The organism is Candidatus Paracaedibacteraceae bacterium (assembly GCA_019636055.1).
Taxonomy (GTDB): Bacteria; Pseudomonadota; Alphaproteobacteria; order Paracaedibacterales; family Paracaedibacteraceae; genus Paracaedibacter.
The window spans coordinates 443,555-463,914 of record JAHBYH010000001.1 but is presented as its reverse complement, the minus strand read 5'-3'; the positions used below and the strand labels follow the sequence as shown (position 1 = coordinate 463,914).

Annotated in this window: 21 protein-coding genes; all 21 read left to right on the top strand. The window is 43.7% G+C overall.

Going from position 1 to position 20,360, the window contains the following annotated elements:
* Nucleotides 1-4 precede the first annotated feature (4 nt).
* Entirely contained in the window at nt 5-433 is a 429-nt protein-coding gene (gene rplK / locus KF820_02235) for a 50S ribosomal protein L11 (protein ID MBX3457169.1), read from the top strand.
* 4 nt (nt 434-437) lie between these two features.
* Nucleotides 438-1,124, top strand: a complete 687-nt coding sequence (rplA, locus tag KF820_02230) for a 50S ribosomal protein L1 (GenBank protein MBX3457168.1) — start codon at nt 438-440, stop codon at nt 1,122-1,124.
* 203 nt (nt 1,125-1,327) lie between these two features.
* The gene (gene rplJ, locus KF820_02225; GenBank protein MBX3457167.1) at nt 1,328-1,840 is read left to right on the top strand and encodes a 50S ribosomal protein L10; all 513 of its coding nucleotides are present in this window, start codon (nt 1,328-1,330) and stop codon (nt 1,838-1,840) included.
* A gap of 35 nt (nt 1,841-1,875) precedes the next feature.
* Nucleotides 1,876-2,250, top strand: coding sequence for a 50S ribosomal protein L7/L12 (gene rplL, locus KF820_02220; protein ID MBX3457166.1), 375 nt, complete (start codon nt 1,876-1,878; stop codon nt 2,248-2,250).
* 216 nt (nt 2,251-2,466) lie between these two features.
* Complete coding sequence (gene rpoB, locus KF820_02215) at nt 2,467-6,636, top strand: DNA-directed RNA polymerase subunit beta (GenBank protein ID MBX3457165.1); 4,170 nt, start codon at nt 2,467-2,469, stop codon at nt 6,634-6,636.
* A gap of 22 nt (nt 6,637-6,658) precedes the next feature.
* Nucleotides 6,659-10,819 (top strand): DNA-directed RNA polymerase subunit beta', encoded by a 4,161-nt coding sequence (rpoC, locus tag KF820_02210; GenBank protein MBX3457164.1) that lies wholly within the window; start codon nt 6,659-6,661, stop codon nt 10,817-10,819.
* 353 nt (nt 10,820-11,172) lie between these two features.
* On the top strand, nt 11,173-11,544 hold the full coding sequence (gene rpsL, locus KF820_02205; protein ID MBX3457163.1) for a 30S ribosomal protein S12: 372 nt from the start codon (nt 11,173-11,175) through the stop codon (nt 11,542-11,544).
* 18 nt (nt 11,545-11,562) lie between these two features.
* On the top strand, nt 11,563-12,036 hold the full coding sequence (gene rpsG, locus KF820_02200) for a 30S ribosomal protein S7 (GenBank protein MBX3457162.1): 474 nt from the start codon (nt 11,563-11,565) through the stop codon (nt 12,034-12,036).
* 15 nt (nt 12,037-12,051) lie between these two features.
* The gene (gene fusA / locus KF820_02195) at nt 12,052-14,127 is read left to right on the top strand and encodes an elongation factor G (GenBank protein MBX3457161.1); all 2,076 of its coding nucleotides are present in this window, start codon (nt 12,052-12,054) and stop codon (nt 14,125-14,127) included.
* 31 nt (nt 14,128-14,158) lie between these two features.
* Complete coding sequence (gene tuf, locus KF820_02190) at nt 14,159-15,349, top strand: elongation factor Tu (GenBank protein ID MBX3457160.1); 1,191 nt, start codon at nt 14,159-14,161, stop codon at nt 15,347-15,349.
* A gap of 60 nt (nt 15,350-15,409) precedes the next feature.
* On the top strand, nt 15,410-15,718 hold the full coding sequence (gene rpsJ, locus KF820_02185; protein MBX3457159.1) for a 30S ribosomal protein S10: 309 nt from the start codon (nt 15,410-15,412) through the stop codon (nt 15,716-15,718).
* Nucleotides 15,719-15,732: 14 nt separating this feature from the next.
* Complete coding sequence (rplC, locus tag KF820_02180) at nt 15,733-16,374, top strand: 50S ribosomal protein L3 (GenBank protein ID MBX3457158.1); 642 nt, start codon at nt 15,733-15,735, stop codon at nt 16,372-16,374.
* Nucleotides 16,375-16,405: 31 nt separating this feature from the next.
* The gene (gene rplD, locus KF820_02175; protein ID MBX3457157.1) at nt 16,406-17,029 is read left to right on the top strand and encodes a 50S ribosomal protein L4; all 624 of its coding nucleotides are present in this window, start codon (nt 16,406-16,408) and stop codon (nt 17,027-17,029) included.
* Nucleotides 17,026-17,334, top strand: coding sequence for a 50S ribosomal protein L23 (locus KF820_02170; GenBank protein MBX3457156.1), 309 nt, complete (start codon nt 17,026-17,028; stop codon nt 17,332-17,334). Before rplD ends, KF820_02170 begins: the two co-directional genes overlap by 4 nt.
* 2 nt (nt 17,335-17,336) lie before the next feature.
* Nucleotides 17,337-18,152, top strand: a complete 816-nt coding sequence (gene rplB / locus KF820_02165) for a 50S ribosomal protein L2 (protein MBX3457155.1) — start codon at nt 17,337-17,339, stop codon at nt 18,150-18,152.
* A gap of 12 nt (nt 18,153-18,164) precedes the next feature.
* Nucleotides 18,165-18,443, top strand: a complete 279-nt coding sequence (gene rpsS, locus KF820_02160; protein ID MBX3457154.1) for a 30S ribosomal protein S19 — start codon at nt 18,165-18,167, stop codon at nt 18,441-18,443.
* A gap of 2 nt (nt 18,444-18,445) precedes the next feature.
* Complete coding sequence (gene rplV, locus KF820_02155; GenBank protein ID MBX3457153.1) at nt 18,446-18,793, top strand: 50S ribosomal protein L22; 348 nt, start codon at nt 18,446-18,448, stop codon at nt 18,791-18,793.
* 2 nt (nt 18,794-18,795) lie between these two features.
* On the top strand, nt 18,796-19,473 hold the full coding sequence (gene rpsC, locus KF820_02150) for a 30S ribosomal protein S3 (protein MBX3457152.1): 678 nt from the start codon (nt 18,796-18,798) through the stop codon (nt 19,471-19,473).
* A gap of 22 nt (nt 19,474-19,495) precedes the next feature.
* On the top strand, nt 19,496-19,906 hold the full coding sequence (gene rplP, locus KF820_02145; GenBank protein ID MBX3457151.1) for a 50S ribosomal protein L16: 411 nt from the start codon (nt 19,496-19,498) through the stop codon (nt 19,904-19,906).
* A gap of 8 nt (nt 19,907-19,914) precedes the next feature.
* The gene (rpmC, locus tag KF820_02140; protein ID MBX3457150.1) at nt 19,915-20,106 is read left to right on the top strand and encodes a 50S ribosomal protein L29; all 192 of its coding nucleotides are present in this window, start codon (nt 19,915-19,917) and stop codon (nt 20,104-20,106) included.
* Nucleotides 20,107-20,114: 8 nt separating this feature from the next.
* Nucleotides 20,115-20,360 carry a 30S ribosomal protein S17 gene (gene rpsQ / locus KF820_02135; protein ID MBX3457149.1) on the top strand — a complete coding sequence of 82 codons (246 nt, stop codon included), beginning with the start codon at nt 20,115-20,117 and terminating at the stop codon, nt 20,358-20,360.

The window sequence follows — 20,360 nt, the reverse complement described above, 5'->3', positions numbered from 1 at the left end:
AGTTATGGCAAAGAAAATTACAGGGTACATTAAGTTGCAAGTACCCGCGGGTAAAGCAAACCCATCTCCACCCATTGGTCCGGCTTTGGGTCAACGTGGTCTAAACATTATGGAATTTTGTAAGGCATTCAACGCAGAAAGCCAAAGCATGGAACCTGGTATGCCGATTCCGGTCATCATCACAGTTTATGCTGACAAGACATTCTCTTTTGCGATGAAGACACCTCCTGCGTCTTACTTGCTTAAGAAAGCTGCTAAGCTTCCAAAGGGCTCACAAACCCCGGGTCGTGGAACAGTTGGAAAAGTAACAATGGCTCAGGTCCGTGAAATCGCAGAAGTAAAAATGAAAGACTTAAATGCGAATGATATTGATGCCGCAGCATTGATGATTGCAGGTTCTGCAAGATCAATGGGCTTAGAAGTAGTGGAGTAAGAACATGGCAAAAGTAGGTAAAAGACTAAAAAATGCCGTTCAAAACTTGGATAAAACCAAAGTTTACTCTCTCGAAGAAGCGGTAAAGACAATTAAGGAACGGGCAACAGCAAAGTTTGATGAGACTATCGAAGTTGCAATTAACTTGAACGTTGATCCACGCAAAGCTGACCAAAACCTTCGCGGTGTTGTTCAATTGCCAAACGGAACCGGTAAAACATACCGCGTTGCAGTATTTGCAAAGGGACCGAAGGCCGAAGAAGCTTTGAAAGCTGGTGCTGACATCGTTGGAGCAGAAGATTTGATGGAAAAAATCCAAGCTGGAGATATGCCATTTGATCGCTGCATCGCAACTCCTGATATGATGGGGCTTGTCGGTCGCGTTGGTAAGATTTTGGGTCCACGTGGTTTGATGCCAAACCCAAAGCTTGGAACAGTTACAATGGATGTTGCCGAAGCTGTTAAATCTGTAAAAGGTGGTCAAGTTGAGTACCGTACAGAAAAGGCCGGTATCGTTCATGCTGGTGTAGGTAAAGCGAGCTTTACTGAAAAGGCTATTTTAGAAAACGTAAAATCATATGTTGATGCTGTGATTAAGGCAAAGCCAACAGGCGTTAAAGGGACTTATGTTAAGTCCATGAGCCTAAGCTCTACCATGGGTCCAGCTGTCAAATTTGATGTTGCTGAATAATTCTGGAGGGAGATTAATTTCTCCCTGTAGATAGATGCAAAGGGAAACCTTTGCAGCTGTCCAAGACTATAGGTCCCATTCGGGATAATGGGAAACCGCCTGTAAGAGACAGAGGGATTTGACTCCTTCTGGGACAGATAACCGGATAAAACCGGTATAAACTCTGGGAAACTAGGGAATATAAACTGTTAGGAGTGTAAAACATGAACCGTTCAGAAAAAGAACAGCTAGTATCGCAAATGCGCGAAAAGTTGATGAACGCCAAGTGTGTTGTCGTAACCCATCAAACAGGGTTGACAGTATCCGAGGTGTCTGATCTACGTCGTCAAATGCGTGGTGCTGGTACAGAGTTCAAGGTTTTGAAAAACACTCTCGCTAAGATTGCAGTACAAGGAACACCTCTAGAAGGGATGTCATCTTTGTTAGAAGGCCCAACAGCGTTGGCGTTTTCTACCGATGATGCAATTGCTCCGGCAAAAGTTGCAGCGAAGTTCGCAAATAAAAACGATCGCTTGAAACTTGTTGGTGGCTACCTGGATGGACAAGTTCTGGATGCAAAAGGTGTTGACGCATTGGCTAAATTGCCATCTCTTGACGAGCTACGCTCCAAGATTCTTGCTGTTATTAATACCCCAGCAACCCGTATTGCCCTATTGGCGAAAGAACCTGCTACCCGCGTGGCACGCGTATTGAATGCCCGTGGCAGCAATCAATAACCTTGATAAAAGATAAAAGACAGAAGGAGATATAAATGTCTGCTAATCTAGATAAAATCGTAGAAGAGTTGTCCAAACTAACAGTTTTGGAAGCTGCTGAATTGTCCAAAAAGCTTGAGGAACACTGGGGCGTAACAGCTGCAGCTCCTGTAGCGGTTGCTGCAGTTGCTGGTATGGCTGCTGAAGCTGCAGAAGCTAAGACAGAATTCGACGTTGTATTGGCTGATGCTGGTGCAAACAAGATCAACGTAATTAAAGTTGTTCGCGAAGTTACAGGTCTTGGTCTTAAAGAAGCTAAGGACCTTGTTGAAGCTGCTCCAAAGCCAGTTAAAACAGGCGTTAGCAAGGACGAAGCTGACAAGCTTAAAAAGCAGCTTGAAGAAGCTGGTGCAAAAGTTGACGTTAAATAAGCGTTTGCTGAATGCAGTGAGAGGGGGAAACTCCTCTCAACCTTCGAACAACTCTTTAATGAAGAGCAGATCTTCATCAAAGAGTTGTTTGGTCGTTTCTATAGTTTATTCATTTGACGTTGCTACAAATTAACTGTATCAAGGGCAACTGAGTTTACTAAATGACATGAAACAAAAGACAACTAATTTTTAATAGACTTGTTAAAGAGGGAATCAATGGTAAGATCTTTTACCGGAATGAAGAGATTTCGTAAAAACTTTGGTCGTATCTCCGACGAAGCCAAAATGCCAAACCTGATTGAATTGCAAAAGTCATCCTATGACAAATTTTTGCAACAATCCACGACTTATAATAAGCGTGAAGATATTGGTCTTCATGAAGTATTTAAATCAACGTTTCCAATCACCGATTTCTCAGGTAAATCACAATTGGAATATTTTAAGTACGACTTTGACAAGCCTAAGTATGACGAAGAAGAATGCCGTCAGCGTGGTTTGACTTTTGCTGCCCCTCTGAAATTGACTCTACGCTTAGTCGTTTGGGATATCGACGAAGATACGGGTGCAAAATCAATTCGCGACATCAAAGAACAAGAAGTCTATATGGGGGATATGCCTCTTATGACAGACAATGGAACGTTCATCATCAATGGTGTTGAGCGTGTTATCGTGTCTCAAATGCACCGTAGTCCTGGCGTGTTTTTTGATCATGACAAAGGTAAAAGTCATTCTTCCGGTAAGTATTTGTTTGCTGCTCGTGTTGTGCCATATCGTGGTTCATGGTTGGACTTTGAATTTGATCCAAAAGACTTGGTTCATGTTCGTATTGACCGCCGACGCAAACTTCCGATTACTGCATTCTTGATGGCGCTTGATTCGGCTGAAACAGCTGTCTTGCGTGCAAAAGCAGGTGAAAAAGGTGAAGCATTGCCTGCAAGCCAAATTACAGGGATGTCACGCGAAGAAATTTTGAACTCCTTCTATGCAACAGTCACGTATACAAAACACAAAAAAGGCTGGAAGACAGCGTATGTTGCAGAAAATTGGCGCGGTGTTAAGTTAACATCTGATTTGGTTGATGCTGCCACAGGAGCTGTTGTTGCCGAAGCCGGTACAAAGATTACGCCTCGCATGGCAAAGAAACTTGCTGCTGATGGTTTAAAAGATATTCTTGTCGCCACTGAAAATCTTGAAGGTTTATATCTGGCAAAAGAATTCATCAATGAAACAACCGGTGAAATTTATGCAGAAGCAGGGGACGAGCTAACACTTAAGACAATTGCAGCTTTGGAAACAAATGCAAATCTTAAAGAAATTCCGGTTCTCTCAATCGATCACGTGAATGTTGGTGCTTATTTGGTTAACTCTTTGAACGCAGATAAAATTAACAATCGTGAAGAAGCATTGTTCGAAATTTATCGCGTTATGCGTCCGGGTGAACCACCGACCTTGGAAGGTGCAGAATCCTTATTCAGCGGCCTGTTCTTCGAAGCAGATAAATATGATCTGTCCGCTGTTGGTCGTGTCAAGATGAACTCCCGTATTGATGTGAAGTGTCCAGATACCATTCGTACAATCCGTAAAGAAGACATTGTTGCGATCCTTAAGATGCTTTTGGAACTTAAAGATGGTCGCGGTGAAGTTGATGATATCGATAACTTAGGTAACCGCCGTGTTCGTGCTGTTGGTGAATTGTTGGAAAACCAATACCGTGTTGGCCTTAGCCGTATGGAACGTGCAATCAAAGAACGCATGAGCTCTGTCGAAATCGACACAGTTATGCCGCATGATCTCATTAATGCGAAGCCGGCAGCGGCGGTTGTTCGTGAGTTCTTTGGGTCATCTCAATTGTCTCAATTTATGGATCAAACAAACCCATTGTCTGAAATTACACACAAGCGTCGTTTGTCAGCCTTGGGGCCTGGTGGTTTGACCCGTGATCGTGCTGGATTCGAAGTCCGAGACGTTCACCCAACTCACTATGGTCGTATTTGCCCGATTGAAACACCTGAAGGACAAAACATTGGTTTGATTAACTCACTTGCAACATACGCCCGTGTTAACCAGTACGGCTTTATTGAAAGTCCGTATCGTAAGGTTAAAGATGGTAAAGTTACCAATGAAATTGTGTACCTAACAGCTATGGAAGAATCTAAGCATATTATTGCGCAGGCGAATATTGCTTTGGCAAAAGACGGTAGCATTGTTGACGATTTGGTTACCTGCCGTCAGCAGGGTGAATTCGTTATTTTGCCTAAGGATGATATTACATTATGTGACGTTTCACCTAAGCAGTTGGTTTCTGTTGCGGCTTCTTTGATTCCGTTCTTGGAAAACGACGACGCGAACCGTGCATTGATGGGATCAAACATGCAACGTCAGGCAGTTCCATTGTTGCGTAGTGAAGCGCCACTTGTTGGTACAGGTATGGAAGCAACCGTTGCACAAGACTCTGGTGCGTGTGTTCTTGCGCGTCGCACAGGTATCGTTGACAGTGTTGATGGCCGCCGTGTTGTTGTTCGTGCAACAGATCGTCAAGAAGGCGATGATTCTGTTGGTGTTGATATTTACAACTTGCATAAATTCCAACGCTCAAACATGAGCACTTGTATTAACCAAAAGCCACTTGTTCAAAAGGGTGACTTGGTTAAAAAAGGTGACGTGATTGCGGATGGCCCTGCAACCGAACTTGGTGAACTCGCTTTGGGTCGCAACGTTCTTGTTGGATTTATGTCTTGGCAAGGGTATAACTTCGAAGACTCTATTATCTTGTCCGAACGGATTGCTCAGGATGACGTCTTTACATCTATCCACATCGAAGAATTCGAAGTAATGTCTCGTGATACCAAATTGGGGAACGAAGAAATCACACGCGATATTCCAAACGTGGGTGAAGAAGCACTTCGTAACCTTGACGAAGCTGGTATTATCTATATCGGAGCTGAAGTCAAAGCGGGCGACATTCTTGTTGGTAAAGTGACACCAAAGGGTGAGTCCCCGATGACACCGGAAGAAAAATTGCTTCGTGCGATCTTTGGTGAAAAAGCGTCTGATGTTCGTGATACGTCTTTGCGTGTTCCACCTGGAATTTCTGGTACCATCGTTGACGTTCGCGTGTTCTCACGTCGTGGTGTTGATAAAGACGAACGTGCACTGACGATTGAACGCCAAGAAATTGAACGTCTGGCAAAAGACCGTGATGCTGAAAAAGCAATTTTGGAACGCAACTTCTATAAAAACCTTGAAGAAATGCTTGCTGGTCATAAACTGACATCTGCCCCTAAAGGGATCAAAACAGGTGTTGTGGTTAACGAAGCTATCTTAACAGAAATTCCTCAGCATCAATGGAAGCAACTAACTGTTGATAACGATGATGTGATGTCCAAAGTTGAAGCCATGAAGCGTCACTTGGATGAAGGATTTGCTAAACTTCAAGAATGGTTCGAAGGCAAAGTTGAGAAACTCCGCGCGGGTGATGAACTTTCACCAGGTGTTCTGAAGATGGTCAAGGTCTTTATCGCTGTTAAGCGTAAGATTCAACCGGGTGACAAGATGGCTGGCCGTCACGGTAACAAGGGTGTTGTTTCCCGTATCGTACCGCTTGAAGATATGCCTCACTTGGAAGATGGCACCGTTCTTGATATCATTTTGAACCCGCTTGGTCTTCCGTCACGTATGAACGTTGGTCAGATTTTGGAAACGCACATGGGTGCAGCTGCCGCTGGCCTTAGTAAGCAAATTGCCTCTGCTGTTGAAAAAATTCAACAAAATGCAGGTAAGGTTGCTGATCTTAAGGCTGAGCTAAAGAAAGTCTATACAGATAAGCTGGATACAAAAGATATCGATACCATGTCTGATGAACAAGTTCTAGAACTTGGCCGCCACCTGAAGAAAGGTGTTCCAATTGCAACACCAGTGTTCGACGGTGCTTCTGAAGATGATATCGTCAGTGCCCTGAATACGAGTGGTATTCCAAGCAATGGTCAGCAGTACCTTGTTGATGGTCGTACCGGTGAGCGTTTTGATCGTCCAACAACTGTTGGTTACATCTATATGCTTAAGTTGCACCACTTGGTTGATGACAAGATTCACGCTCGTTCTATCGGGCCGTACAGCTTGGTCACACAACAACCGTTGGGTGGTAAGGCGCAGTTTGGTGGACAACGTTTTGGTGAAATGGAAGTTTGGGCTTTGGAAGCTTATGGTGCCGCCTATACCTTGCAAGAAATGTTGACCGTGAAGTCAGACGACGTATCTGGCCGTACTAAGGTTTACGAAGCGATCGTTCGTGGCGATGATAACATGGAAGCTGGTATTCCTGAATCATTCAACGTTTTGGTCAAGGAGCTTCGTTCTCTTGGTCTAAATATGTCCTTTGAGCAATAGAAATTAGTTTCGGAGAATAGTTATGAGTAACCAATTACGTAAAATCGAAACCAGCGAAATAGCTCCAGGTTTTGAAGCGATTAAGATTTCTATTGCAAGTCCAGAGCAAATTCGCTCTTGGTCTTACGGTGAAGTCAAAAAGCCTGAAACCATTAACTACCGTACATTCAAGCCTGAAAGAGATGGCTTGTTCTGTGCGCGTATTTTTGGTCCAGTGAAAGACTACGAATGTTTGTGCGGTAAATACAAGCGCATGAAGTATCGCGGTGTTATCTGTGAAAAGTGTGGTGTTGAAGTAACCTTGAGCAAAGTTCGTCGTGACCGTATGGGCCACATTGAACTTGCTTGCCCAGTTGCTCACATCTGGTTTACAAAATCATTGCCAAGTCGTGTTGCTTTGCTTCTTGATATGGCTTTGAAAGATATCGATCGGGTTTTATATTTTGAAAACTATATTGTTATCGATCCAGGCATGACACCGTATCGCAAAGCCCAGTTAATTTCAGAAGATGAATATGTTCGTATGCAAGACGAATACGGTGAAGATGCTTTTACCGCAGGTATTGGTGCAGAAGCATTAAAGCGCTTGCTGGGGCAAATCAATTTGGAAACAGAGCGCGATGAGATGCGTGAAGAGTTGTTAGAAACCTCTTCTGAAATGCGTCGTAAAAAGCTGGTGAAGCGCGTTAAATTATTTGAATCCTTTATTGAGTCCAACACAAATCCACAATGGTTGGTTATGGATGTGATTCCGGTTATTCCACCGGAACTCCGCCCGCTTGTTCCATTGGATGGTGGTCGTTTTGCAACCAGTGATTTGAATGATCTTTATCGCCGTGTTATTAACCGTAACAACCGTCTAAAGCGTTTGATGGAGCTTCGTGCGCCTGACATTATCGTTCGTAACGAAAAGCGCATGTTGCAAGAATCTGTTGATGCTTTGTTTGACAACGGTCGTCGGGGTCGTGCGATTGCTGGTGCTAACAAGCGTCCATTGAAGTCATTGGCTGATATGCTCAAAGGTAAACAAGGTCGTTTCCGTCAGAACCTGCTTGGTAAGCGTGTTGACTATTCTGGTCGTTCCGTTATCGTTGTTGGTCCTGAATTGAAGCTTCACCAATGTGGTTTGCCAAAGAAAATGGCTTTGGAACTCTTTAAGCCATTCATTTATGCGCGCCTAGAACGTTATGGTTTGGCCAGCACCTTGAAGGCAGCAAAACGTATGGTTGAAAAAGAACGTCCGGAAGTTTGGGACGTCTTGGAAGAAGTTATTCGTGAGCATCCCGTTCTCTTGAACCGTGCGCCGACTCTTCACCGTTTGGGGATCCAAGCTTTCGAACCGACATTGATTGAAGGTAAGGCGATTCAGCTTCACCCACTTGTTTGTGCAGCGTTTAACGCAGACTTTGACGGTGACCAGATGGCTGTTCACGTTCCATTGTCCTTAGAAGCTCAGCTTGAAGCTCGTGTTTTGATGATGTCAACAAACAACATCCTCAGCCCTGCAAACGGTCGTCCGATTATTGTTCCGTCTAAAGACATTGTTTTGGGTGTTTACTATCTAACTCAAGTCCGTGATGGCTTGGTTGGAGAAGGGATGATTATCTCATCTTTGGCTGAGGCAGAATTAGCGTTGCAAAACCAATTGGTTGAGTTGCACACGAAAATTAAAGCACGTCTTCCGTATTATACTGAAGAAGGAACCGTGGTTTATAAGCGTGTTGATACAACCCCAGGTCGTGTTATCCTAAGCCAAATCTTGCCAAAGAGTGACAAGGTTACCTTTGACAATATCAACCAACAATTGGGGTCTAAGGAAATTGGTAACCTCGTTGATTTGGTTTATCGCCATTGTGGTCAGAAAGATACGGTTATCTTCGTTGACCGTTTGATGGGGCTTGGCTTCCAATATGCAACACGTGGTGGTATTTCATTCGGTAAAGATGACCTCATCATTCCGGAAGCAAAGAAAAAGCTTATTGATGATACCAAAGCATATGTCTCTGAATTTGAACAGCAATATGCAGATGGTTTGATTACACAAGGTGAAAAGTACAACAAGGTTGTTGACGCTTGGTCACAATGTACAGACCGTGTTGCTGAAGAGATGATGAAGGAAATGTCGAAAACCAAAGTTGGTGAACATGTAAACTCAGTTTATATGATGGCTCACTCTGGTGCTCGTGGTTCCGTTGCTCAGATGAAACAGTTGGCTGGTATGCGTGGATTGATGGCTCGTCCGAATGGCGATATTATTGAAACACCGATTATCTCGAACTTCAAAGAAGGTTTGAATGTTCTTGAATACTTTACCTCCACCCACGGTGCGCGTAAAGGTTTGGCAGACACAGCTTTGAAAACAGCGAACTCTGGTTACTTAACCCGCCGTCTTGTTGACGTTGCTCAAGATTGTATTATTACAGAGCTTGACTGTGGGACAAGTAGGGGAATTACCATGACTCCGGTTATGGAAGGTGGGGAGACAATCGCATCCTTAGCCGATCGGATCTTGGGTCGCTCAGCATCTGAAGATATCATTGATTCTTCAACAGGAAAGGTTATCTTGGCATCTGGTGATTTGATTGAAGAATCAGTGCTCGACCAAATTGATGAAGCAGGTATTGATTCCGTTAATATCCGTTCAGTCTTGACCTGCGAAGCCAAAGTTGGCATCTGTTCAAAATGTTACGGCCGTGACTTGGCTCGGGGGATCTTGGTTAACACAGGTGAAGCTGTTGGCGTTATCGCTGCTCAGTCCATTGGTGAACCCGGTACACAGCTTACCATGCGTACGTTCCACATTGGTGGTGCGGCTCAAGGTGGTGCTGAACAAAATACAATCGAAGCAGCGCACGCTGGTACAATTCAGTTCCGTAATAAGAATATTGTTACAAGTAGCTCTGGTGCGGATATGGTTATTTCGCGTAACTGTGAAATCGTTATCGTTGATGACCACGGTCGTGAAAAAGCGCGGGCTCGTTTGCCATATGGTTCACGTTCCTTTGTTAAAGAAGGTGAAAAAGTTACTCAAGGTCATAAGTTGGTTGAGTGGGATCCTTATACCATTCCGATTATTTCGGAAGTTGAGGGTGTCATTCACTATGTTGACTTGGTTGATGGTATTTCTTTGCGTGAAGTAACGGATGAATCAACAGGTATTTCAAACCGTGTTGTCGTTGACTGGAAACAGCAGGCTCGTGGTTCAGACCTCCGTCCGATGATCAGCGTTCGTGATAAGAAGGGACAACCTGTTCTCTTGAGTAGTGGGATCGAAGCTCGTTATTTCTTGTCTGTTGATGCTATTCTTTCTGTTGAGAACAACGCTACCATTAAGGCAGGTGACATTATCGCTCGTGTGCCGCGTGAAACAACAAAGACACGCGACATTACAGGTGGTTTGCCACGTGTTTCTGAATTGTTTGAAGCGCGTCACCCTCGTGATGCAGCAATTATTGCTGAGTTCGATGGTCGTGTTGAATATGGTAAGGACTATAAGACAAAGCGCCGTATTGTTATTGTGCCGGGCAGTGAAGATCTGCAGCCAATGGAATACCTCATTCCAAAAGGTCGTCACATTACTGTCAATGAAGGTGATATTGTGCGTCAAGGAGACTTGCTTGTTGATGGAAATCCAGATCCACATGATATCCTTCGCGTATTAGGTATTGAAGCTCTTGCAACTTATCTTGTTAGTGAAATTCAACAAGTTTACCGTTTGCAAGGTGTTAAGATCAACGATAAGCACATTGAAGTTATCGTTCGTCAAATGCTTCAAAAGTATGAAATCACAGACCCGGGTGAAACAATCTTGGTGCGTGGTGAACAAATTGACCGTGAAGAATACTTCAAGATGGTTGATGAAAATATGAGTCAGGGACGTCGTCCTGCAACAGGTATACCTGTTCTACAGGGTATTACCAAAGCATCCTTGCAGACGAAGTCATTTATCTCAGCTGCATCGTTCCAGGAAACAACGCGTGTGTTGACGGAAGCTGCTGTTGCCGGTAAGTCTGACGAATTGATTGGTTTGAAAGAGAACGTTATCGTTGGTCGTTTGATTCCAGCTGGTACAGGTAGTGTTATCAATAACCTGCGCAAATTAGCCAGTAATCGTGATCAAGAAGCGATTGAAGCTCGCTCTCAAGGTGTTGATGAGGCTGAAAAATCCTCAAACTACATGTAGTGGCAACTTTCAGAAAAGGTCCTGCGGCTAATTCTACAGATATCTGCTTTGCACGCGTGCTTTTATGTACGCTTGCGCAGCCTCTTCCTTGAATTAACCGTATTACTCCTTTCTGAGAGTTTCTATAATGCCAATCATGAAATTAAATTCAAATATGTCAACGAAGTCGTTGACATATTTGCAAAGCGTGCTTATTATGCAATAAACTAGTGTCATTATTGGGCATCAGTATGTTCCTGTATTTTGCTGTTTATTTAGCACAATATAGTTATTGATGACAGCACTGGTTACCTTGCGCAGGCAAGCTTATTAGTGTGAATAGTAATATAGGTAAAAGAAAAGGGGATAGGCTCATGCCTACAATTAACCAACTTATTCGGAAGCCACGTGCTCCGAAAGTTTCGAGAAATAAAGTTCCTGCTCTTGAGGCATGCCCTCAAAAGCGTGGTGTTTGTACTCGTGTATTTACAACAACTCCAAAAAAGCCTAACTCGGCGCTTCGTAAGGTAGCCCGTATTCGTCTGACAAATGGATTTGAAGTAACAGGATACATTCCTGGTGAAGGTCACAACCTGCAAGAGCACTCTGTTGTTATGATCCGTGGTGGTCGTGTAAAAGACTTGCCTGGTGTCCGCTATCACATTGTTCGTGGTACATTGGATACCCAAGGTGTTAAAGATCGTAAGCAAGCACGTTCCAAATACGGTGCAAAGCGTCCAAAGTAAGAAGATTAAGAGGTTAATATGTCACGTCGTCGCGCGGCTGAGAAGAGAGAAATCAATCCAGATGCTAAATTTCATAGCATCGTTCTCGCAAAATTTATTAATAATATTATGCTCCAAGGTAAAAAGTCTGTTGCAGAACGGATCGTTTACGGTGCATTTGATAAAATCCAAGGCAAGAGTGGAAATAAATCCTCTCTAGAAATGTTCGAAGAAGCTTTGGAAAACATTAAACCATCCCTCGAAGTACGTAGCCGTCGCGTTGGTGGTGCAACATACCAAGTTCCTTGTGATGTTCGTCCAGATCGTGCGCAAGCTCTTGCTTTCCGTTGGTTGATTGCTTGCTCCCGCAAGCGCTCAGAAAAAACAATGGTAGATCGCTTGGCTGGTGAATTGTTGGATGCAATCAATAATCGTGGTGCTTCTGTTAAAAAGCGTGAAGATACCCATAAAATGGCCGAAGCAAACCGTGCGTTTGCTCACTACCGCTGGTAATTGGGAGAGTATTGAATGGCAAGAACCCATCCTCTAGCAAAATACCGTAACATTGGTATTATGGCTCACATTGACGCCGGTAAAACAACAACGACCGAGCGTATCCTATATTACACAGGTAAATCCTATAAAATTGGTGAAGTTCATGAAGGTACAGCCGTCATGGACTGGATGGAGCAGGAACAAGAGCGTGGTATTACAATTACCTCTGCTGCGACGACCTGCTTTTGGAACGATCACCGCATTAATATTATCGACACCCCTGGCCACGTTGACTTTACCATCGAAGTTGAACGCTCTTTGCGCGTTCTTGACGGTGCTGTAACTGTTTTTGACGGTGTTGCTGGTGTTGAACCGCAGTCTGAAACCGTCTGGCGTCAAGCCGACAAGTACGGTGTTCCACGTATTTGCTTTGTTAACAAGCTAGACCGCATGGGTGCAAATTTCTTCCGTTGCGTTGACATGATTGTTGACCGCTTGGGTGCGCGCCCATTGGTTTTGTATTTACCCATCGGTGCCGAAGCTGATTTCGTTGGTGTTGTTGATCTTGTCAACATGAATGCAATCGTCTGGCGTGATGACTCTTTGGGAGCAAAGTTCGATGTTGTTGAGATCCCTGCAGATCTTAAGGATCAAGCAGACGAATATCATGCAAAACTCGTAGAAACAGCAGTTGAAGCTGATGACGCTTTGATGGAAAAGTACCTAAATGGTGAAGAGATTTCTGTCGAAGAAATTAAGCGTGCCATTCGTCAGGGTGTTTTGAAGAGCTTGTTTGTTCCAGTTCTATGCGGAAGTGCTTTTAAGAACAAGGGTGTTCAACCGTTGTTGGATGCGGTTGTTGATTATCTTCCGTCTCCTGATGACTTGGTTGAAGTTAAAGGAACGTCCGTTGATGGTGAAACCGAAATGGTTCGCAAGATCGCAGATACAGATCCATTTTCAGCATTAGCATTCAAGATTATGACAGACCCGTTCGTTGGTTCTTTGACCTTCGTTCGTATCTACTCTGGTAAACTTGAAACGGGTACTTACATCTATAACTCCGTTAAGGATGAAAAGGAACGCGTTGGTCGTATGCTTTTGATGCACGCAAATACTCGTGAAGATATTAAAGAAGCTTTTGCTGGTGATATCGTTGCTGTTTGTGGTCTTAAAGCGACAACAACAGGTGATACCCTTTGCGATCAATCCAAGCCAGTTATTTTGGAACGTATGGAATTTCCAGAACCCGTTATCGAAGTTGCTGTTGAGCCAAAAACAAAGGCTGACCAAGAAAAAATGGGGCTTGCTTTGTCTCGTTTGGCTGCAGAAGATCCATCGTTCCGCGTAACATCTGACATCGAAAGTGGTCAGACAGTTATTAAGGGAATGGGTGAACTTCACTTGGAAATCATCGTTGACCGTATGCGTCGTGAATTTAAAGTGGAAGCTAACGTTGGCGCGCCTCAAGTTGCCTACCGTGAAACGATTACTCGTTTGGCTGAAGTTGACTATACCCATAAAAAGCAATCTGGTGGTTCTGGTCAGTTTGGTCGCGTTAAGATCGTTTTTGAACCACTAGAAGCTGGTAGCGGTTTCGTGTTTGAAAATAAGATCGTTGGTGGATCTGTTCCTAAAGAATACATCCCAGGCGTTCAAAAAGGTCTTGTTTCCGCTATGGATAACGGTGTCGTCGCTGGATTCCCATTGATTGACTTCAAGGCAACATTGATTGATGGTGCTTATCACGATGTTGACTCTAGCGCTCTTGCCTTCGAAATCGCTGCCCGTGCAGCATTCCGTGAAGGTATTGGTAAATGTGCCCCACGTCTTCTTGAGCCGATTATGAAGGTTGAAGTCGTAACCCCAGAAGAATATATGGGTGACATTATTGGTGACTTGAACAGCCGCCGTGGTCAAATTTCTAGCATGGATCAACGAGCAAATGCTCGTGTTGTTAATGCGATGGTGCCATTGGCAAGCATGTTCGGTTATGTTAATACGTTGCGCTCTATGAGCCAAGGACGTGCCCAGTTCACAATGCAATTTGATCATTATGAACAGGTTCCTCAACACGTAGCAGATGAAATTGTTGCAAAAGCTAGTTAATAGCTTTTGCCAGACTTAAAAGGATTATAAAATGACTAAAGCAAAGTTCGAAAGAAATAAGCCGCACTGCAATATCGGAACCATTGGTCACGTTGACCATGGTAAAACCTCATTGACAGCGGCAATCACAAAAGTTCTCGCAGAAACAGGCGGAGCAACATTCACAGCGTACGATCAAATCGACAAGGCTCCTGAAGAGCGCGCTCGCGGTATTACAATTTCTACCGCGCACGTTGAATACGAAACAACAAACCGCCACTATGCCCACGTTGACTGCCCAGGACACGCTGACTATGTTAAGAACATGATCACCGGTGCGGCACAGATGGACGGAGCAATCTTGGTTGTTTCTTCTGCTGATGGCCCGATGCCACAAACACGTGAACACATCCTTTTGGCACGTCAGGTTGGTGTTCCTGCTCTTGTTGTCTTTATGAACAAAGTTGACATGGTTGATGATGCTGAGCTTCTTGATCTTGTTGAGCTTGAAGTTCGTGAATTGCTCTCTTCTTATGATTTTCCGGGTGATGACATTCCTGTTGTTCGTGGTTCAGCTCTATGCGCCTTGGAAGACAAGCAACCAGAAATCGGTCGCGATGCGATTCTTAAATTGATGGCAGAAGTCGATCGTTACATTCCGCAACCTGAACGTCCAAAAGATCGTCCGTTCTTGATGCCAATCGAAGACGTATTCTCAATTTCCGGTCGTGGTACCGTTGTGACAGGTCGTGTAGAACGCGGTGTTGTTAAGGTTGGTGAGGAAATCGAAATCGTTGGTCTGAAGGACACAGTTAAGACAACCTGTACAGGTGTTGAAATGTTCCGTAAGCTATTGGATCAAGGTGAAGCTGGTGATAACGTTGGTGTTCTATTGCGTGGTACAAAGCGTGAAGATGTTGAACGCGGTCAAGTTTTGGCAGCGCCTGGTACAATTACACCACACACAAACTTCGAAGCCGAAGCATACATCTTGACAAAAGAAGAAGGTGGTCGCCATACTCCGTTCTTTACGAACTATCGCCCACAATTCTATTTCCGTACAACCGACGTAACTGGAACAGTTCAATTGCCAGCAGGCGTTGAAATGGTTATGCCTGGTGACAACATTCGCATGGACGTTGAGCTCATTGCCCCGATCGCGATGGACGAAGGTCTACGTTTCGCGATTCGTGAAGGTGGCCGCACAGTTGGTGCCGGTGTTGTTTCTAAGATCGTAAAATAATTGAAAAATAAGGAGAGATTCATTCTCTCCTTGCAAATATTAGAAAAGTGAGCTATTTATATGGAAGGCCAGAGCATAAGAATTCGTCTAAAAGCCTATGATCATAGACTGTTAGACATGTCAGTTAAGGAAATTGTTGGTACAGCAAAACGTACAGGCGCGAAAGTGCGCGGTCCGATTCCGTTGCCAACACAAATCGAACGTTTTACTGTAAACCGTTCCCCACATATTGACAAAAAATCTCGTGAGCAATTTGAAATCAGGACACACAAGCGTCTGATTGATATTGTTGACTGGTTGCCACAGACAGTTGATGCTTTGATGAAGCTAGACTTGGCTGCTGGTGTTGATGTTGAAATTAAACTCTAATAAAGGTTTGACTAATGAGAACTGGACTTATCGCTGAAAAAGTGGGTATGACGCAGTTTTTTGCCGCTGACGGTACTTTAGTTCCAGTCACGGTTCTCCAGGTCAGCGACAATGTTGTCGTTGGCAAAAAAACAGCAGATTCCAAGGATGGTTATGATGCCATCCAAGTTGGCGCTAAAAAAGCCAAAATTAACAATGTAACAAAACCAATGCGTGAATTCTTTTCTAAGAAAGAAATTGAACCGCGCGTTCACCTAAAAGAATTCCGCGTCTCTGCAGAAAATCTTTTGGATCAAGGTTTTGAAATAAAAGCAGATCACTTCAGAGAAGGTCAATTCGTTGACGTTACCGGTACTTCTGTCGGTAAAGGATTTGCTGGTGCAATGAAGCGCCATAACTTCGGTGGTTTGCGCGCCTCTCATGGTGTGTCAGTTTCTCACCGTAGCCATGGTTCTACAGGTAACCGTCAAGACCCAGGGAAAGTCTTTAAAAATAAAAAGATGGCTGGACACATGGGTGCACGTCGCGTGACAAAGATGAATTTGTCCGTTTATGGTGTTGATGCTGAAAAGAACCTGATCTTTATCCGTGGTAGCGTACCCGGTTCCCAAGGTGGAGTCGTCTACGTCCGTGACGCAATTAAAAAGCCTGCTTAAAAGTAGAGCACATAGAGAATAGGTTTAAAAAATGAAAATTGATGTCGTAAATATTGAGGCTAAAAAAGCCGGAAATATTGAGCTGAATCCAGAAATTTTTGGATTGCAGCCACGTGTTGATATTCTCTCCCGTGTTATCGAATGGCAGCTTTCTAAGCGTCGCTCTGGTAACCATAAGACTAAAGAAGTCGGGGATGTCAAGGGATCAACCAAAAAGATTTATCGTCAAAAGGGGACTGGTAATGCCCGTCACGGAAGTAAACGCCAAGTTCAATTCCGGGGTGGTTGCGTTGCATTCGGTCCTGTTGTTCGCTCGCATGCTTACTCACTGCCAAAGAAGGTCCGTAAATTGGGTCTGAAAATTGCTTTGAGTGCAAAAGCTCAAGCTGGTGAACTGCTTGTTGTCGATACTTTTAAAGTTGAATCAGGTAAAACAAAAGATTTACTTAAGGTTATTTCAACATTGAATACGCCAAGTGCGCTTTTGATTGATTCAATTCCGAATTCCGAAAATCCAGTTGTTCGTGCAGCAGCAAACTTAGAAAAGTTTGATGTTTTGCCTCACAACGGTGCAAACGTATATGATATTATGCGTAAGGAAAAGCTGATTGTTACTAAAGAAGCTGTAAAAGCTCTTGAAGAGAGGCTTAAATGACAAAAAATACTAAGGTTAATTTCAACCTGTATGATGTTATTCGTTACCCATTGGTAACCGAAAAAACAACACGTTTGTCTGAACACAACCAAGTTGCTTTTGTTGTATCTCGCGATGCATCAAAGCCTGAAATTAAACAAGCAATTGAACTTGCTTATGATGTTAAGGTTGAAGCTGTGAATACGGTTGTTCAGAAGGGTAAAACAAAGCGTTTTCGTGGTCGTGAAGGTCAACGCTCAGATGTTAAAAAAGCATTTGTTCGCTTGGCAAAAGGTCAGACCATTGAAGTTGCAGCAGGAGCATAACAATGGCTTTAAAGACATATAAACCAACGACTCCCTCTCAACGCCAATTGGTTAACGTTGACCGCTCAGAACTCTGGGCAGGTAAGCCATACAAGGCTTTGACTGAAGGTCAACACCGCACAGGTGGTCGTAACAATCATGGTCGTATCACATCATGGAATCGTGGTGGCGGACACAAACAACGTTATCGTATCATTGACTTTAAGCGTCGCAAGTTGGATGTCGAAGGTGAAATTCTTCGCCTAGAATACGATCCAAATCGCACTGCTTTTATCGCTTTGGTTAAATATACAGATGGTGAACACGCATACATTTTGGCACCACAACGCTTAAAAGCTGGCGATAAAGTTATCGCAAGCCAATCAGCTGACGTTAAGCCAGGTAATGCAATGCCTGTTAAGAATATTCCAGTTGGAACAATTATTCACAATCTTGAACTTAAGATTGGTAAGGGTGGCCAGATCGCTCGTTCTGCTGGATCCTATGTGCAAATTGCTGGTCGTGACGGATCCAATACAATCGTTAAGTTGTCCTCTGGGGAACTAAGACTTGTAAATGGTAACTGTTATGCTACAATAGGCGCAGTATCTAATGCTGACCATCAAAACCGTAACTACGGTAAAGCTGGACGCAGTCGTTGGATGGGATGGAGACCTTGTGTTCGTGGTATTGCTATGAACCCAGTAGATCACCCTCATGGTGGTCGTACAAATGGTGGTCGTCACCCAGTTACACCTTGGGGTGTACCGACAAAAGGTAAGAAGACTCGTACAAATAAACGTACGACGAAAAGTATTATTAGAAAAAGAAGTAAATAACGGAGACTACTCGTGCCAAGATCAGTTTGGAAGGGTCCATTTTTTGACGGTTATCTGCTTAAGAAAGCCGAAGCTGTACAAAACTCTGGACGTAAAGACGTTATTAAAACGTGGTCTCGCCGTTCAACCATTCTCCCACAATTTGTGGGACTCACCTTTGGTGTGCACAATGGTAAGAAATTTGTTCCAGTCTATGTTACTGAGAATATGGTCGGTCACAAGTTTGGTGAATTTTCACCAACTCGTACATTCTACGGCCACGGCGCAGACAAAAAGGCTAAAAGAGGTTAATTATGCAAAATAATACAGCACAAGCAATTCTGCGTAATGTTCGCGTAAGCCCTCGCAAGCTTAATTTAGTTGCAGCAATGATTCGTGGAATGAAAGTGTCAAAAGCATTAGATGTTTTGGCATTTAGCCGTAAGCGTATCGCCATTGATGTTCGTAAAACACTTGCATCTGCAATCGCTAATGCGGAAACAAATCATGGTATGGATATTGATACACTGGTTGTATCTGAGGCTTTCGTTGGCCAATCCATCGTCATGAAAAGATTTAGTCCAAGAGCAAAAGGCCGTGGTGTCGGGATCAAAAAGCCTTTTAGTCATCTTACAATTAAAGTAACTGAAAAAGAGGTATAACCATGGGACAAAAAGTTAATCCGGTCGGTCTTCGCCTCGGAATCAACAAACTGTGGGATTCCCGCTGGTTTGCAAAAAAAGAATATGCAACAAACTTGCACCAAGATTTAGAAATCCGCCGCTTTGTTCAGAAGAACTTGGGCCAAGCTGGTATTTCTAAAGTTGTGATTGAACGTTTGGCTAAAAAAGCTCGTTTGACAATTCACACAGCGCGTCCTGGTGTGTTGATTGGTAAAAAAGGTGCCGACATCGATAAGCTACGTAAAAAGCTTAGCGATATTGCGAATACTGACGTAACCGTTAATTTGGTTGAAGTTCGTAAGCCTGAAATCGACGCTAAGCTTATTGCTGAAAATATTGCGCAACAAATTGAACGACGCGTCTCTTTCCGTCGTGCTATGAAACGTGCAATGCAATCTGCTCTGCGTTTGGGCGCACAAGGTATTCGTGTTAATTGTTCTGGTCGTTTGGGCGGAGCAGAAATTGCGCGTATGGAATGGTATCGTGAAGGTCGTGTGCCGTTGCACACATTGCGCTCTGATGTTGATTATTCATTGGGTGAAGCAAAGACAACCTATGGAATCATCGGTATTAAGGTTTGGGTCTACAAAGGTGAGATTCTAGAAAAGAATCCATATTTGCTAGAAGCTAAAGCTGCTGATGCGCCTGCTGGTCGATAAGAAAAGGTAGAGGAATAACGAAATGTTGGCTCCAAAAAGAACTAGATATCGTAAAGCGTTTAAGGGAAGAATCCACGGAAACGCAAAAGCAGGTACAGATGTTGCGTATGGTGCATATGGTCTAAAGGCGTTGGAGCCTTGCCGTATGACAGCACGTCAAATTGAATCAGCTCGTCGTGCAATTACACGTCACATTCGCCGTGTTGGTAAAGTGTGGATCCGTGTATTCCCAGACGTTCCTGTTTCAACGAAACCAGCGGAAGTCCGTATGGGTAGCGGTAAGGGTAGTCCAGAATATTGGGTATGCCGTGTTAAGCCAGGCAAGATTTTGTTTGAGCTTGATGGTGTTTTGCCTGATGTTGCTGAAAAAGCGTTTGAGCTTGCTTCAGCTAAACTTCCGATCGCAACCAAATTTGTAAGAAGAATTGGCTGAGGTAAGTTATGAAAAAGCAAGAATTTAACAACAAATCTGTTAGTGAGTTATACGACTCACTTCAGTCAATTAAGAAAGAGCTACTCGGTCTACGTGTCCAAAAATCTGTTGGCCAGTTGACGAATACATCTTTGATTCGTAAGAATCGCCGCGACGCTGCTCGTGCTATGATGTATCTTGCTCAAAAGAAAGCGAAATAGAGGATAACATGCCACGTAGAATATTTGAAGGTGTTGTAGTTAGCGATGTGAATGACAAGACGGTTGTTGTTCGCGTTGAAAAGCGCGTTAAGCACCCAGTTTATAAAAAATATATCGTTCGTTCTGCAAAATATGCTGCACATGACGAGAATAATGCTTATAAAACTGGTGATAAGGTAAAAATCGAAGAGTCACGCCCATTTTCTAAGTCAAAGAAATGGCAAGTGCTTTACGCTGACCAAGCTAGTGCATAA